Origin of the sequence: Marinobacter sp. THAF197a (assembly GCF_009363275.1) — a bacterium.
Taxonomy (GTDB): domain Bacteria; phylum Pseudomonadota; class Gammaproteobacteria; order Pseudomonadales; family Oleiphilaceae; genus Marinobacter.
In genome coordinates, this window is the sequence record NZ_CP045324.1 from 4249241 (window position 1) to 4264018 (window position 14778).

Consider the following 14778-nt stretch of genomic DNA (forward strand, 5'->3'; position numbering starts at 1 on the left):
GATCAGAAGTCATCAGCCTTGCTTGCGGGTGAGCCAGCGGGGCTGGAGCCGCCAGCCGAACCGGACGCCAGGCGCTCCAGCTCCTTTTCCACCGCGTTGGACGACTTGGCGAATCGCGCCAGGAGGTTGTACAACACCGGAATAATGAACAGTGTCAGCGTCGTGGCAAACACCAGCCCACCAAGAATCACCATACCGATGGCGGCCCGGCTTTCGGCGCCGGCGCCGGTGGCAATGACCAGTGGTACGGCGCCGAACACCGTGGAAATGGTGGTCATCAAAACCGGACGGAAACGCAAGGTGGCACCCTCAAGAATCGCGTCTCGCACCTCATAACCCTTGTCCCGCAGCTGGTTGGCAAATTCCACAATCAATATGCCGTTCTTGGCCATCAACCCAAGCAACATGATAATGCCGATCTGACTGTAGATATTCAGACTGATGCCGGACCAGGCCAGGGCTATCAACGCGCCGGTCACGGCCAGCGGCACGGACAACATGATGATCAGCGGGTGAATCCAGCTCTCGAACTGGGCCGCCAGCACCAGGAACACAATGACAAAGGCCAGGCCGAAGGTCAGATAGATAGCCGCGGACGAATCCTGGAATTCCCGAGACAGGCCCTTGTAGCTGAGCCGGGCCTCCGGCGGCAGGTTATCCACAGCCAGATTGTTCAGGTAGGTCAGCGCCGAACCGAGGTCATAACCATCGGCCAGGGAGGCGCTGATGACCACCGCCGGCAACCGATCTATACGCCGAAGGTCCGGATTGGCGCCAATTTCCTCCACCGACACCAGGGCCTTGATCGGAATCAGCTCGCCGCCTTCTCTCGGTCGCAGAAAGATCTGTTCAAGATCCCCCGGCGTTGCCCTGTTGGCGTCGTCAGCCTGGATGATGACATCGTACTCGCGACCCCGGTCCACATAGGTGGTCACGTTGCGGGAGGCAAGCATGGTTTGCAGGGTCAGGCCCACGTCCTGAACGGTGATGTCCAGGTCCGCCGCCCGGTCCCGATCAATGTTCAACCGTAACTCCGGTCGGGTCAGCTCAAAATCGGTATCCACATTGATCAGGTTCGGGTTCTCTTTCGCCCGTTCGACGATCTCTTCACTCCAGGCCTGTACCGATTCGTAATCCGGCCCGGCCACCACAAATTCCACCGGCTGATTGAAGCCTCGCTGGCCAAGGCCCGGCGGGTTGATCACGTTAATCCGTACACCGGAAATATCCGCGAGCTTCTGCCGGATTTCACTGGTTACCTGTTGCTGCTTAATGTCGCGGTTATCCCAATGGGTCAGGCCCATGATCATAAAGGCGTTATCTTCTTCCTCCCGGAAACCGACAATCGACAGGAAACGCGCGGCAATTCCTTCGTCCAGGTAGGGCAGCAGTTGTGTCTCCGCCTGGCGGACAAAGTGGTCGGTATACTCAACCGTTGACCCCCTTGGTGCGCTGGTAGGCATGATAATCACGCCCCGATCTTCCGTGGGCGCAAGTTCCTGCGGCAGGCGCGGGAAAATGACGGTGGCTATGATCAGGCCGGCCACACCTAGCCCCAGCAGCAAACCCGGCTGATTCAGGGAGAATGTCAGCAGCTTTTTATAGCCATTGGTCAGGCCATTGAGCACCTTCTCACTGAACGCCCACAAGCGGTGGCCTTCCTCGGATTCCGGGCTGTGCTGGAGCCACTTGGAGCACAGCATCGGGGCCAGCGTCAGCGCAACCAGACTGGAAAATATCACGGCAGCGGCCAGGGTAAAGCCAAACTCGGCGAACAGCCGGCCAACGTTGCCGCCCATAAATGAAATGGGCACGAACACGGCAATGAGTGTCAGTGTGGTGGCGATGATGGCGAAGGCCACCTGCTTGGCACCGCGATAGGCTGCCAGCAGCGGCGGTTCTCCTTCATCGATGCGCCGCTGGATGTTCTCCAGCATCACAATGGCATCATCCACCACCAGGCCGATGGCGAGGATAATCGCCAGCAACGTGAGCACGTTGATGGAAAAACCGAGGAAGCCCAAGCCGATAAACGCCCCGATCACCGCCACCGGTATGGTCACGGCTGGTATCAATGTGGCCCGCCAGGATCTCAGGAACAGGAAAATCACCAGAATCACCAGAGACACCGCGATGCCCAGGGTGATCAGAACCTCTTTGATGGAGGCACGGATAAAGATGGATTCGTCGTAGCTTTCCGCGAGCGAGACTTCCGGTGGCAGCGTGTCCCGAATCCGCTCAAGTTCGGCACGCACTGCATCCGATACCGCCACGGTATTGGCTTTGGATTGCCGGATAATGCCCAGGCCGATGGCAGTTTTCCCATTGGCCCGCAATCGGCTGATGTCAGATTCCACACCCATCTGGATATTGGCGACTTCGCCCAGCCGCAGCAAATCATTGCCGTCACGGCGCACCACCAGGTTGCGGAACTCTTCAACACTGGACAAGCGACCTTCCGCCCTTACCGTGAAGTTGCGGGTAGACGAATCCACCTGCCCCGCCGGCAATTCAACGTTGTTGTCCCGGAGTGCGCGCTCTACCTCCGCCACCGTGATATTTCTGGCCGCCAGGCGCTCCCGGTCTAGCCACACCCGAATGGCGTATCGGCGCTCGCCACCAATCCGAACATCGGCTACGCCATCCAGCACAGACAACCGGTCGACCAGCACCCGATCGGCGAAATCGCTGAGCTCTGCGCTGTCCCATACATCACTGAGCAGCGTTACCCACATCATCGGCCGGGCATCGGAGTCCGCCTTACGAACCCTGGGGGCATCTGCTTCATCAGGTAACTGGTTGGCCACACGGGCAACCGCATCCCGAACATCGTTGGCGGCAACGTCGATATCGCGAGAGGTGTTGAATTCGATGGACGTTCGGGATTCACCTTGCTCAGTGGATGACTCGATGGAGCGAATACCCTCAATGCCACTGATCGCCCCCTCAATCACCTGGGTGATCTGGGTGTCCACGACTTCGGCGGCAGCGCCAGTGTAGTCGGTCGATACCGACACAATGGGCGGATCGATGTCCGGATACTCCCGAACGGGCAGTCCCATCAGTGCCGCCACCCCAAACACCACAATCAGCAGGCTCAGGACCGTGGCAAATACCGGGCGCTTGATGGAAATATCGGAGAGGACCATAGATCAGGACTCCCGGCTGGAAATAAACCGGTTATCCGGTATTGCCAGATCAGACTCCAACAGCCTGAGCCGGTCACCGGTACTCAGGCGATCCTGGCCGGTGACCACTACCTGGTCCTCGGCCTCCAGGCCATCCACCACCTCAACCAGGCCGGGCATTCGCGAGCCCGTGCGCACCGACACCCGGCGGGCAACACCATCTTCTGCCACAAATACATACTTCTGATCACCCCGGATCATGACCGCCTGTTCTGGTATGACCAGGCCTTCTCGCTCCTGCAGTGTCAGAGACGCCGACATGAATTGGCCGGGTCGTAAACGGCCCTCAGAGTTGTCGATCAGTGCCCGAACGGACAGCGTCCGGCTCAGCTCATTGATCCGGGTAGCCAGTTCAATCAGCTCTCCCTCAAAGGTTTCTCCGGGAAACGCAGGGGATGTTGCCCGCACTCGTTGACCAATCCTGACCTGGCCAATAAATCGTTCAGGAACGGCAAAGTTGAGCTCCATCCGATCATTGGTGTCCAGTGTCGTGATGGTGGTGCCCGCCTGGAGAAAAGCGCCCACGCTGATGTCTGAGAGCCCGACAACGCCGGCGAACGGCGCTTCGATCCGATGGTTCTGTAACCGGACCCTTGCAGCCTCTCGCTGAGCAATGGCAACGTCGACGGCGGTTCTGAGTTCATCGACCTGGGACTGGGAGATACTGTTATTGGCTCGCAGCCTCTGAGCCCGTTCATACTGGCGCCGGGCATCAGCCAGCTGAGCCTCAATAACCGCAAGGTCAGCCCGGGCCTGGCGATCATCCAACCGGAGCAGAACAGCCCCTTGGGCTACCGCAGCACCTGGCTGCAGGTTCAGCTCCATCACTCGACCGCTCACCTCAGTAGTCAACTCTACCGAGTTCAGGGCTCGCAGATTTGCCACGGCGCCAACGGTGTCACGAACCCGTTGCCGTTCCGGTGTTACCACATTGACGGCACTGGCCTGAGCCTCGCCACCGCTCTGGCCACTGTCTCCTGACTCCAGGTTCAGGTAAATACCAGCCCCTGCAGCCACCACCGCAACCAGAACCACAGCGATCAGCCATTGTTTCCACATGGGTTTTGCTAACCTTTCAGATATAAATGTTACGAGTCGTCCCCGTACCCCAGTTTCTGGATAACCAGTACCACCTCACCAACCTCGACGCCCCATTTGCTCATGGTGGTCTGGTTGATCAGGGTGCCTGGTGTGATCAGGTACATCCAGTCATCCATCCGGACGTCTATGGTGCCATCGCCGTATGACACCCTTAGTACATAATTCATATGGATGGCGTTGCCCTGCCAGCGCATGGTGCCGGGTTTGACTACGTCGCCAGCCTCGGCATGGTAGCTGTCGCCGGCCGGCGTCAGCGTCCAAACCCGGGTTTGAACCTCTCCGTCGTTGAACCGGAATACTTCATCCAGAGTGCCAACACCCTCATCGTTCCAGGTGGCCACAATATCGGCGTCAAAGGTACGAATGACCTTACCGGAGAAGTTCTTGACTACTCCACGGGCAGAAAGTTCGCCCTGGAAAAATTCCCGGGGGATCAGCTCCGGTTGCGCGTCGCGATAATCGTCCAGTGAAGGGCCAGCACAGCCTGCCAGCAAAGATACCATCAACAGTATAAGAGCAACTGACCAGACACCACCGGCTTTAAGTCGAATTTCCCTGTTTTGCATGACTTTTACACTCCGCTAGATGGCCTTGGCTAAGACGTCGTCGAGTTGTGATTTACGGGCCAGGAGCAATATCCGATCAGGCAGATATGAAATGCGTCATTTGAGCCAATTGTCCATTCTGACATGCAGACAAGCGCTTTCCGTCAATGGCAGCCGCAAGTGAATGCCGTAAAACAGCAGTCATAACGGGCCTCGGGCCCGACCGGATTGCGATAACAGACTGTGAGGATGGGTTATGCCAGTGTACAAAGCGCCATTGCGTGACATGAAATTTCTGCTTAACGACGTGTTCGACTACCCGGGCCACTACCAGACCCTGGCCTCTGGAGAGAACGCAACACCGGATATTGTAGACGCCATTCTGACCGAGTGCGGGCGCTTCTGTGAGGAAGTGCTGAGCCCAATCTACCAGACGGGTGACGAAGAAGGCTGCCGCCTGGAAAACGGAGAGGTCACCACGCCCAAAGGCTACAAAGAAGCGTATGACCAATACGTGATGGGCGGCTGGCAGGGCTTGTCAGCCCCCGAGGAATACGGCGGCCAGGGCCTGCCGGCGTCTATGGGCCTGTTCAAACAGGAAATGATGGGCACCGCCAACTGGTCGTTCTCCATGTACCCGGGGCTGTCACTGGGTGCCATGAACACCATTTTCCTGCACGGCTCCGAAGACCAGAAGCAAACCTACCTGGTTCCCCTGACCGAGGGCCGCTGGGGCGGCACCATGTGCCTCACCGAGCCCCAGTGCGGCACCGACCTGGGCCAGGTGAAGACCAAGGCCGAACCACAGGCGGATGGCAGCTACAAGCTGACCGGTACCAAGATCTTCATTTCCTCCGGTGATCACGACCTGACCGAAAACATTGTTCACATTGTGCTGGCACGTCTGCCGGATGCGCCTAAAGGCACCCGGGGCATCAGCCTGTTCATCGTACCCAAGTTCCTGCCGGCCGCAGATGGCAGCGTGGGCGAACGCAATGGCGTGAACTGCGGCAGCCTGGAAAAGAAAATGGGTATCAAGGCCTCGGCCACCTGCGTGATGAATTTCGACGGTGCCACCGGCTACCTGATCGGCCCGGAAAATGAGGGCCTGGAGTGCATGTTCACCTTCATGAACACCGCCCGTATCGGCACTGCCATTCAGGGCGTTGGCCCGGCTGAGCTGTCGTACCAGTGGGCGCTGGACTACGCCAAGGAACGCCGTTCCATGCGCGCGCTGTCTGGCAAGAAAGAGCCAGACCAGGTGGCCGACAGCCTGATTCACCACGCGGATGTAAGGCGCATGCTGCTGACCCAGAAAGCCATCGCCGAAGGCGGCCGCGCCATGCTGTATTACGCCGCCAGGCTGGCAGACCACATGGTTGAGGCGCACACCGTGGGCGATGACGAGAAGGCCGAGAAATACGACGACAAACTGGGTTTCCTGACCCCGATTCTCAAAGGTTTCCTGACCGAACTGGGCAATGAAGCCGCCAATCTGGGTGTGCAGGTGTTCGGTGGCCACGGATACATCCGTGAGCACGGCATGGAACAGATCGTTCGTGATACCCGGATTGCCACGCTTTACGAGGGCACCACCGGCATCCAGGCACTGGACCTGCTGGGCCGTAAAGTGTTGCTGATGACCCAGGGCGGCGCGGTAAGGGAATTCACCCTGAAAATTGCCAACTTTGCCCGCAAACACCTGACCAACAAACAGCTGCGCCCGATGGCCATCGAGCTTCTGAAACTGACGGCCCAGTGGAACCTGCTCACCGTCAGGGTGATGCTGGCGGCCCGCAAAGACCGCGATGTGGTCAGCGCTGCCGCCCACGACTTCCTGATGTACAGCGGTTACGTGACCATGGCCTATATGTGGTTGCGTCAGTCCGCGGTGGCCGCCGACAAGCTGGAGAACGGCGGCGACGAGTCTGAAGCCTTCTATCAGACCAAGCTGGCAACCGCCGAGTTCTACTACGAGCGCCTGCTACCACGGGCCCAGGCCCACGCCACCAGCATGCTCAGCCCGACTCGCAACCTGATGCAGGTGGAGCCGGACAATATGGCCTTTACCGGGTAATTACCCGGTAACTTTATGTCCCGGGCAAGGCCCGGGACTTTTTCTTTGTATCAGCAGTAACTGCCGCTCACAGCCCCCACTTGGTCTCGATGGCCTCGTACATCCCGTTGTTGCGAATGGTCTCCAGTCCCTGGCGCAGCTTGCGAATCACTTCCTCTGAAGTCTCGAGGTTCATTGCCAGGTACAGTTCGGTGTTATTGAACGAAAACACAGGCTCCAGGCCTTCAACGTCCTGTTGGGAGGCGAAGTAAGGTCCTGCCAGCCGGTCTGCAATCCACAGATCAACCTGGCCCAGTTCCAGACGCTTGGGGTTGAGGTCATCGCTGTCCATGGCTGATACCCGAAAGTCCCGCTCCAACAGGTACTCGGTCATCACATCGCCACGGTAGCCGGCGTACAGCATGCCGCGGGTATCTTCCAGGCTGTCAATTTTCAAATCGGTGCCCGGGGGTGCAAAAATCGTCCACAGGTTGGTGGTCAGTGGCCCTACCCACTTGAACTGGGAAGCCCGATTTTCCGTGTAGGTGGTGCAGTAGATACCATGATTCTTCTTGTTCAGCGCACGGTTATAGCCAAAATCCCAGTTGCGCAACTTGATCACGTAATCCAGCCCGGAGTGCTCGAGAATAGCCTTGACCATTTCTGTGCACAGACCATCAATGCCATCTTCGTTATGCTCGAAGGCACGACCCGTGGCACTCATGTTGTAGGGAGGGAAGTTCTCGGTATAGATATAGATGCGCTCAGACGCCACGGCCGGCACTGGTGTCGTGAACAGGGCAAAAACGACCGCAGTAACGCACAGCAGGTTACGCACAGGTTATCTCCTTTAACTCGAATGGCATGAAACCGCCAAACTGGCGGCACCAATAGATGGGTGCGGAGTTTACCCGACGCTTTGACGTTGTTTTACAACTAAACTGTTTGTTTTCGTAAGGGAATTCGTCAGGCCGCCGGGCGAATGCCGGCGGTCTGGGTTTGTGGATAACTGTGGATAACTCAGAAATCGACGGTGGCGGAGAGCCACAGTCGGCGCCCCTCTTCTACCGTTCCGCCGCTGGCCATGCCACGGAAGATATACACATAATCCGAAGCCCAGGCATCCACCTGGTTGCCGTTGTTATCCACATACGAATACTCACTGCCAGACAGGAACTCCTTGTCGAACAGGTTGTAAATGGTGGCGGTGAGTTTTACCCGCTCGCTGGCCTGATAGGCGCCGCCCATGTGGAAGAGCGCATAGGCGCTCAGGTCACCCACCTGGTCAAACACCGCTGCTTCTTCGGCGGTGAAATTCTCCCGGTTCTTCAGATAGCGGGTACGCTCACCCCGGTATTCGCCGGACAACCATAGATCCAGCTGCGGAGAAGCCTGCCAGTTCAGGCGCGCATGCACCACATGCTCCGGCGTGTTGGTCAAAGGTGCCCCTTTGTTGTCACCACTCTTCTGCTCAGTGTCGGTATAGGTATAGTTGCCGCGAATACTCCAGTCCTGAGCAAAGCGCCAGCTGGACGCCAGCTCGATACCCCGGGTTTCAGCCTTGCCGATGTTATCCAGCTGGTCGTAGGTGCCGTCCGGAATCCTAGGGTCACCACTGATGGTCACCGGCGCTCCGCTGTCGATCTTGTCCTTGAACTGGGTGAAGAATACCGTGGCGTTGGCTTTGAAACCTTGCAGGTTGTCAAAGTAGGCGCCTACCTCGTAGTTGGTGCTTTTTTCCGGTTCCAGGTCCGGTGTGCCTATGGTCAGCACCTCACCCTGGCTGGTGACACCGTTGATGCCATTGTGCAAATCATTGATGTCAGGGGTTTTATAACCCTGACTGACACCACCCTTGAGGGTCCAGCTGGGTGACGTGTTCCACACCAGATAAGCCCGGGGCGTAAAATGGCCGGAGAAAGCGTCATGATCTTCGTAACGCCCTCCCAGCGTCAGGGCCAGATCGTCTCTCAGATACCATTCATCCTCGGCAAACACCGCCCAGGATTCCTGTTTGAAGGTGGTGTTGGCAACGCTGTCTTCCAGTCGGGTATCACGGTACTGTGCCCCCAGCGTCACGATGTGGTTGGCGGTGACGGGCGCAACCAACCGGGTATCAAACACGGTATCTTCCGATTCCAGCTTGCGATCCTGGCCACCAATCAGATTCTGATAGGGCGCATCGTAAGGCGTGCCGATGGTACCCGGAATGGTCCGGCCTTTGGTTTCGGTCACGTTGTACGTCAGATCACTGCTCCAGGTGCCAAAGCCCAGCTGGCTGGCATGGCCCAGGGCAATCTGGTCACGGTTGAACCGTAGCTCGTCCCGATAGCCATTGGCGGTGTTGGTGTCAGCGTTGCAGGCCCGATTCTGCCCATCCAGGGTACCCAGTTGGCAACGGTCATTGTTGTACACCTGGCGCCCCTGTTCGGCATCCAGATAAAACTCCTGCCCCTGGACCGGCACCAGCGTCAACCGTGCGCCAAGGTTATGGTTACGACCGTCCACCGGTGCAACACCCCGCTTGGGCGCCTCACTACCGTCGTCGAAACTCAGATCCGCCGCCGACCGATCAAACACACTGCCGCGCACTGCCAGCCCGAGCAGATTATCGATCAGCGGTCCACTGGTGTAGAAACTGGCTTTACCGTTATCGCCGTATTCCCGGTGTTGCTGGAAGGTATGTTCGAGCGTGACCGAGCCACTCCAGTCATCCGACACCTTCTTGGTAATGATGTTGACCACACCCCCGATCGCGTCAGAACCGTAGAGCGTCGACATAGGTCCACGGATCACTTCAATACGCTCAATCGCCGACAAGGGCGGAATGAAGCTGGTGGAGGTATCACCAAAGCCATTGGGAGTGACGTTGCCCGGAGGATTCTGGCGGCGGCCATCAATCAGGATCAGGGTGTACTCGCTCGGAAGGCCTCGAATACTGATGTTCAGCCCACCAGTCTTGCCGGTGCTCTGGCGCACATCCACACCTTCCACGGTTTCCAGGGCTTCCGCCAGATTGGAGAACTGGCTTTGTTGCAGATTCTGCTGGCTGATCACACTGATGCTGGCCGGAGCATCCGTCACCTTTTGCTCAAAGCCCGATGCCGAAACAACCAGCTCATCCAGTTGCGTCGGTTGGGCAACACTGTGTAGAGAAAAGGTGCTGCTAACAGCCGCAACAGACACGGCCAGAATTGAGGGCCTGAATACCATGAGTCACTCCTTGAAGACCAAGACTGAAAATCAGGAGCGAATGATATTATTTCTCATTTGATAATTACAACGATTTAACCGGGACGATGCGTCCCGGAAAATGGAACCCTTAACCGGGGCTACTTACCGATGCAGAAACTGCTGAAGATCTTGCCCAGCAGGTCATCGGGCGTGAGATGGCCAGTGATTTCGCCCAGGGCGTCCTGGGCCGCCCGAAGATCCTCAGCCAGGAGTTCCCCGGCACCATAGCCTTCCAGTTGGGTCTGTCCCTGAAGCAGGGAATCCCGAGCGCGTTCCAGGGCATCCAGGTGGCGTCGGCGGGCCAGAAAGCCGCCTTCGGTGGTACTGGCAAAGCCCATGCAGTCCTTGAGGTGGTTACGGAGGATATCCAGGCCTTCCGCCCCCTTGGCCGCCAGACGAATAACCGGTGCGGTCTGATGGGGTTCGGCGCTTATGCCAACCCGTTCGCTGGTAAGGTCTACCTTGTTGCGAATAACCGTGACCGGCGCACTGGCCGGGAGCTGATCAATAAAATCCGGCCAGATTTCGTGGGGTTCGGTTTTATCGGTGGTGGTGGCATCCACCATCAACAGGATGCGGTCAGCCTGGCGTATTTCATCCCAGGCCCGGGCGATGCCGATTTGCTCTACTTCATCCGGGCTGTCCCGGAGGCCGGCGGTGTCAATAATGTGCAACGGCATGCCATCGATGTGGATATGTTCCCGCAGGACATCCCGGGTGGTGCCTTCAATCGCAGTCACAATGGCCGCTTCCCGGCCGGCCAGGGCATTGAGCAGGCTGGATTTACCGGCATTGGGGCGGCCTGCGATCACCACTTTCATACCGTCCCTCAGAATCGTGCCCTGTTGGGCTTCCGACAGGATCTGTTTTACCTGTTGCAACAAGCCATGCAGATCATCCGCCACTTTGCCGTCGGCGAGAAAATCGATTTCTTCCTCCGGAAAGTCGATGGCCGCTTCCACGTAGATACGCAGGTGAGTCACCGCATCGACCAGTTCATCAATCCGTCTGGAAAATACACCTTGCATGGAACGCACGGCGCATCGGGCTGCCTGCTCGGAACTGCTTTCAATCAGGTCGGCAATGGCTTCGGCCTGGGCCAGGTCGAGTTTGTCATTCAGAAACGCCCGCTCGGAAAACTCGCCGGGCCGCGCCAGACGGGCGCCCAGGCTGCAGACTTCCCGCAACAGCATGTCCAGGATCACGGTGCCGCCATGGCCCTGCAACTCGAACACGTCTTCACCGGTGAACGAGTGAGGATTCGGAAAATACAGCCCGATGCCCTCGTCGATCAGTTCGCCCTGGTTATCCCGGAAGGGACCGTAATGGGCATAGCGGGGCCGGGGCTCAAAGCCGAGCATTTTACTGGCAATGTCCAGGGCTTTCGGCCCTGAAACCCGAACAATACCCACACCCGCCTGGCCCGGTGCAGTGGCGATGGCCGCGATGGTGTCTGTGGTTGCCTGCATGGTGTGTTTTTCCTGATTAGAAATGACAAAGGCTCCACAGGGGAGCCTTTGTCAGGTCAGTGCAACTGATTGCTCAGTGTTTCTTGCCTGCCATTTCCACTTCGATCTTGCGGGTAATGTACCACTGCTGCGAGATCGAAAGAATGTTGTTCACCAGCCAGTACAGTACCAGACCAGCCGGGAACCACAGGAAGAACACCGTGAAGACGGGTGGCATCAGCTTCATGATCTTCGCCTGCATGGGGTCTGGTGGTGTCGGGTTCAGGCTCATCTGGATGAACATGCTGATGCCCATCAGAATTGGCAGGATAAAGTACGGATCCATCTGGGACAGGTCGTTTATCCACAACATGAACGGCGCATGGCGTAGCTGCACACTCTCGAACAGTACCCAATAGAGCGAAATGAACACCGGCATCTGTACCAGTATCGGCAAACAGCCACCCAGCGGATTGATCTTCTCCCGCTTGTACAGGGCCATCATCTCCTGGGACATCCGCTGGCGATCGTCACCGTAGAGTTCTTTCAGGCGCGTGAGTTGTGGCGCGACGGCCCGCATTTTTGCCATGGAGCGATAGCTGGTTGCTGACAGGTGGAAAAATACCGCTTTCACCAGAACGGTCAGCAGGATGATAGCCACACCCCAGTTACCCACCAGGCCATAGAACCATTCCAGGATGTAGAACAGCGGCAGGGAGATGAAGAACAGCCAGCCAAAGTCAACGGTACGGTCCAGGTTAGGCGCCAGGGCTTCCAGACGATCAATGATCTTGGGGCCCACGTAGGCGGTGGCGCCAACCTCCACCGTCTCGCCAGCGGCAACGGCGGTAGCGGGATAGACAAAGCCCATTACATGCAGTTGGTCCCTGCGGGTGGTCTGGAACTGTGCTGTTTTATCACGGTCCGGAACCCAGGCGGTAATGAAGTAGTGCTGCAGGAATGCCATCCAGCCATTGGTGACCGGTTCATTGACCCGCTGCTTGCTCAGATCACCAAAATCGTATTTCTCGTAAGGATCATCCGGCGTGCTGATGACCAGTCCCAAGTAGGCCTTGATACCCATAGTGCTCTGAGAGGTCGGGTCTGGGGCTTCGTCCCTTACGATCTTACCGGTGAAGTTACCCTGCCAGTCGGAATCGGACTGGTTGTTGATCAGGTAACGGATATCAATCTCATAGCTGTCCCGGGCAAGGCGGTAGCGTTTGGTGATATCAACGCCATCCTCTGTGGTCAGTTTGAGGTCAATGATCAGTTCATCCTGGCCATCGGTCAGCTCGAAACGGGAAGCTTCTGCCTGGTAAACCGGGGCCCGACCGGCACTGCGACCGTCGGGACCGTTGCGGCCGATCAAACCACTTTCCAGAATATAGGTACGGTTCTGGGTGTTGGTCAGAAGGGTTAAGGGTTGTTCGCTGTCGAGCGATTCATCGTACTGAAGCAGGGAACTGGCAATGACATTGCCACCAACACGGTCGATGGTCAGTTCCAGTACGTCGGTCACTACCGTGATGAACTGGTCGCCGACACTTTGTTCGCCGTCAGAGGAGGTGGATCGGAGTTCGCCGGTTTCAGGTGTGACAAACTCATCGTCTGTCCGGGAAGCACTTTCCGGCAAAACCATGTCATCAACAGATCCGTCCGACCCCGAGGTTTCTACCTGGGTGACCTGTTCAGTACGGGGCTGGTTGTAGTCCTCATTCCAGGCAAGCACCATCAGATAACTGACAATAGCCAGGCCGGCAAACAAAACGATGCGTTGAATATCCATAAACGTTAGTGTCTGGTTTGAGTGTTGGTCGGAGAATGTTGGGTCTCTGTGCCCGGTACGGGATCATAACCGCCTTCGGCCCAGGGATGACACCTTAATAATCGGCGGGTTGCCAGATAAGAGCCTTTGGCTGCTCCGTGGTGTTGAATCGCTTCAACCGCGTATTGGGAGCAGGTTGGGAAATGCCGGCAATGGCTGGCCATCATGGGACTGATAGCGTACTGATAGAACCGGATAGGCAGTAACAGAATCTGTCGCATTAACCCGTACCTTTTGAATTCACAGTTGTTTGATCAACTGAGGACTGATGGTACTTCTTCCTGAGACGGCGCCAAAGATCGTTAAGCGACGATATGACTGAGGCGTTATCCAGTTGAGCGAGTCCTTGCCGACCAAGAACAATAATGTCGAGGTCCGGTAGATCCGTCTGATGCCTGAAAGTTTCTCGAACCTGGCGTTTTATCCGATTTCTCTGGACCGCCAGTTTGAGATTCTTTTTGGAGAAGATGAGTCCGACCCTGGCGTGGCCCAGATTATTTGGAGCTGCCAGGATCAGAAAATTCCTGTGCGGAACTTTCAGCTGCACATCATCGAAGACCTTGCTGTAGTCCGAAGGCCGCAACAGTCTGTGTGACTTCGGAAACGTCAAGGCCTTCATGAGGCAAACATCAGGTTACGCTGACAGGCGTGCGCGGCCCTTGGCACGGCGACGAGAGATTACCTTACGGCCGTTAGCAGTCGCCATACGGGCACGGAAGCCGTGAACACGCTTGCGCTTCAGGACGCTCGGTTGGAATGTTCTTTTCATGGTGATGTTCTCACAAATTCGTCAATGGACATTGGTCGTTGGCTGGAAAATAGACAGCCAAAACAGGAGCGGCATTCTAGTCAAATCTGCTAGCAAGTTCAATGACTGTGCATCGGGGAAGTGAATTTTTCGGTATGGGTACAAGCCGAAAGCCTGACTAATAAAATCTATAGGTCTTTTTTAAATTCTTTCAAAGATTATTTATTACTGTTATTAGGCACCTTGATATCTGTGGGAAAGTCTTTTTTTTCTTTCAACAACAAATACTTGAATTAATGACAAATACGGTGACAGGTCGCTGTGAGCCCTGTGGACGAGAGGGCATGGAATTGTGAATAACCCGCTGTTTCGAGGAAGGCCCGAGTTATTCATGGTTTGGTCCAAGGCTTCCACACAGGGTTGGGGGCGGTCTGTGCACAAGGACCTGTGGGTAACTTTTTTTCAGGGCATTTCTGTACACAAGCCTGTAGATAGGTCTGGAACGTTCTGAAAGATGAAGAGAAATGTTTCCACAGGCTGTTTATGACAGTGATTGTTGGCCTTTTACTGTGGGCCACGGCGGGGTAGAATCCGGGGTCACCTTGAGCGTCGGGAAAAGCCTTTTCCGAT

11 protein-coding genes are annotated in these 14778 nt (G+C 56.8%); 1 reads left to right on the plus strand and 10 read right to left on the minus strand.

All coding sequences use genetic code 11. The features are described from left to right. Positions 1-2 precede the first annotated feature (2 nt). The 3 genes from FIV08_RS19595 to FIV08_RS19605 are packed head-to-tail and all read right to left on the minus strand — an operon-like array spanning position 3 to position 4792. A complete protein-coding gene (locus FIV08_RS19595) occupies positions 3-3149 on the minus strand; it encodes an efflux RND transporter permease subunit (protein WP_152439540.1) in 3147 nt (1048 codons plus the stop codon). 3 nt (positions 3150-3152) lie between these two features. Then, a complete protein-coding gene (locus FIV08_RS19600; RefSeq protein WP_152439541.1) occupies positions 3153-4247 on the minus strand; it encodes an efflux RND transporter periplasmic adaptor subunit in 1095 nt (364 codons plus the stop codon). A gap of 29 nt (positions 4248-4276) precedes the next feature. Then, positions 4277-4792, minus strand: coding sequence for a DUF3833 domain-containing protein (locus FIV08_RS19605; RefSeq protein WP_228715566.1), 516 nt, complete (start codon positions 4790-4792; stop codon positions 4277-4279). A gap of 298 nt (positions 4793-5090) precedes the next feature. Here FIV08_RS19605 and FIV08_RS19610 point away from each other — a divergent pair, with 298 nt between their 5' ends. Beyond that, the gene (locus FIV08_RS19610; RefSeq protein ID WP_152439543.1) at positions 5091-6911 is read left to right on the plus strand and encodes an acyl-CoA dehydrogenase C-terminal domain-containing protein; all 1821 of its coding nucleotides are present in this window, start codon (positions 5091-5093) and stop codon (positions 6909-6911) included. A gap of 67 nt (positions 6912-6978) precedes the next feature. Here FIV08_RS19610 and FIV08_RS19615 read toward each other — a convergent pair whose 3' ends face one another. The 7 genes from FIV08_RS19615 to rpmH all read right to left on the minus strand — a co-directional run bounded on the left by FIV08_RS19615 (position 6979) and on the right by rpmH (position 14169). Next, positions 6979-7728 carry a substrate-binding periplasmic protein gene (locus FIV08_RS19615; protein WP_228715459.1) on the minus strand — a complete coding sequence of 250 codons (750 nt, stop codon included), beginning with the start codon at positions 7726-7728 and terminating at the stop codon, positions 6979-6981. Between the two features lie 182 nt (positions 7729-7910). After that, complete coding sequence (locus tag FIV08_RS19620) at positions 7911-10103, minus strand: TonB-dependent receptor domain-containing protein (RefSeq protein ID WP_152439544.1); 2193 nt, start codon at positions 10101-10103, stop codon at positions 7911-7913. 119 nt (positions 10104-10222) lie between these two features. Then, positions 10223-11593: a tRNA uridine-5-carboxymethylaminomethyl(34) synthesis GTPase MnmE gene (gene mnmE, locus FIV08_RS19625; RefSeq protein WP_152439545.1), complete on the minus strand. Its 1371-nt coding sequence runs from the start codon at positions 11591-11593 to the stop codon at positions 10223-10225. Positions 11594-11666: 73 nt separating this feature from the next. Further along, the gene (yidC, locus tag FIV08_RS19630; protein ID WP_152439546.1) at positions 11667-13361 is read right to left on the minus strand and encodes a membrane protein insertase YidC; all 1695 of its coding nucleotides are present in this window, start codon (positions 13359-13361) and stop codon (positions 11667-11669) included. Between the two features lie 5 nt (positions 13362-13366). Then, a complete protein-coding gene (gene yidD / locus FIV08_RS19635) occupies positions 13367-13621 on the minus strand; it encodes a membrane protein insertion efficiency factor YidD (protein WP_152439547.1) in 255 nt (84 codons plus the stop codon). Then, positions 13621-14019 (minus strand): ribonuclease P protein component, encoded by a 399-nt coding sequence (gene rnpA / locus FIV08_RS19640; RefSeq protein WP_072675874.1) that lies wholly within the window; start codon positions 14017-14019, stop codon positions 13621-13623. Before rnpA ends, yidD begins: the two co-directional genes overlap by 1 nt. 15 nt (positions 14020-14034) lie before the next feature. Beyond that, the gene (rpmH, locus tag FIV08_RS19645; RefSeq protein WP_008172542.1) at positions 14035-14169 is read right to left on the minus strand and encodes a 50S ribosomal protein L34; all 135 of its coding nucleotides are present in this window, start codon (positions 14167-14169) and stop codon (positions 14035-14037) included. Between the last annotated feature and the right edge of the window lie 609 nt (positions 14170-14778).

Bases quoted from the DNA above. Each gene is read 5' to 3' on its own strand.
- FIV08_RS19595 (WP_152439540.1), bottom strand. From the start codon at position 3,149: ATGGTCCTCTCCGATATTTCCATCAAGCGCCCGGTATTTGCCACGGTC.
- FIV08_RS19600 (WP_152439541.1), bottom strand. From the start codon at position 4,247: ATGTGGAAACAATGGCTGATCGCTGTGGTTCTGGTTGCGGTGGTGGCT.
- FIV08_RS19605 (WP_228715566.1), bottom strand. From the start codon at position 4,792: ATGGTATCTTTGCTGGCAGGCTGTGCTGGCCCTTCACTGGACGATTAT.
- FIV08_RS19610 (WP_152439543.1), top strand. From the start codon at position 5,091: ATGCCAGTGTACAAAGCGCCATTGCGTGACATGAAATTTCTGCTTAAC.
- FIV08_RS19620 (WP_152439544.1), bottom strand. From the start codon at position 10,103: ATGGTATTCAGGCCCTCAATTCTGGCCGTGTCTGTTGCGGCTGTTAGC.
- mnmE (WP_152439545.1), bottom strand. From the start codon at position 11,593: ATGCAGGCAACCACAGACACCATCGCGGCCATCGCCACTGCACCGGGC.
- yidC (WP_152439546.1), bottom strand. From the start codon at position 13,361: ATGGATATTCAACGCATCGTTTTGTTTGCCGGCCTGGCTATTGTCAGT.
- yidD (WP_152439547.1), bottom strand. From the start codon at position 13,621: ATGCGACAGATTCTGTTACTGCCTATCCGGTTCTATCAGTACGCTATC.
- rnpA (WP_072675874.1), bottom strand. From the start codon at position 14,019: ATGAAGGCCTTGACGTTTCCGAAGTCACACAGACTGTTGCGGCCTTCG.
- rpmH (WP_008172542.1), bottom strand. From the start codon at position 14,169: ATGAAAAGAACATTCCAACCGAGCGTCCTGAAGCGCAAGCGTGTTCAC.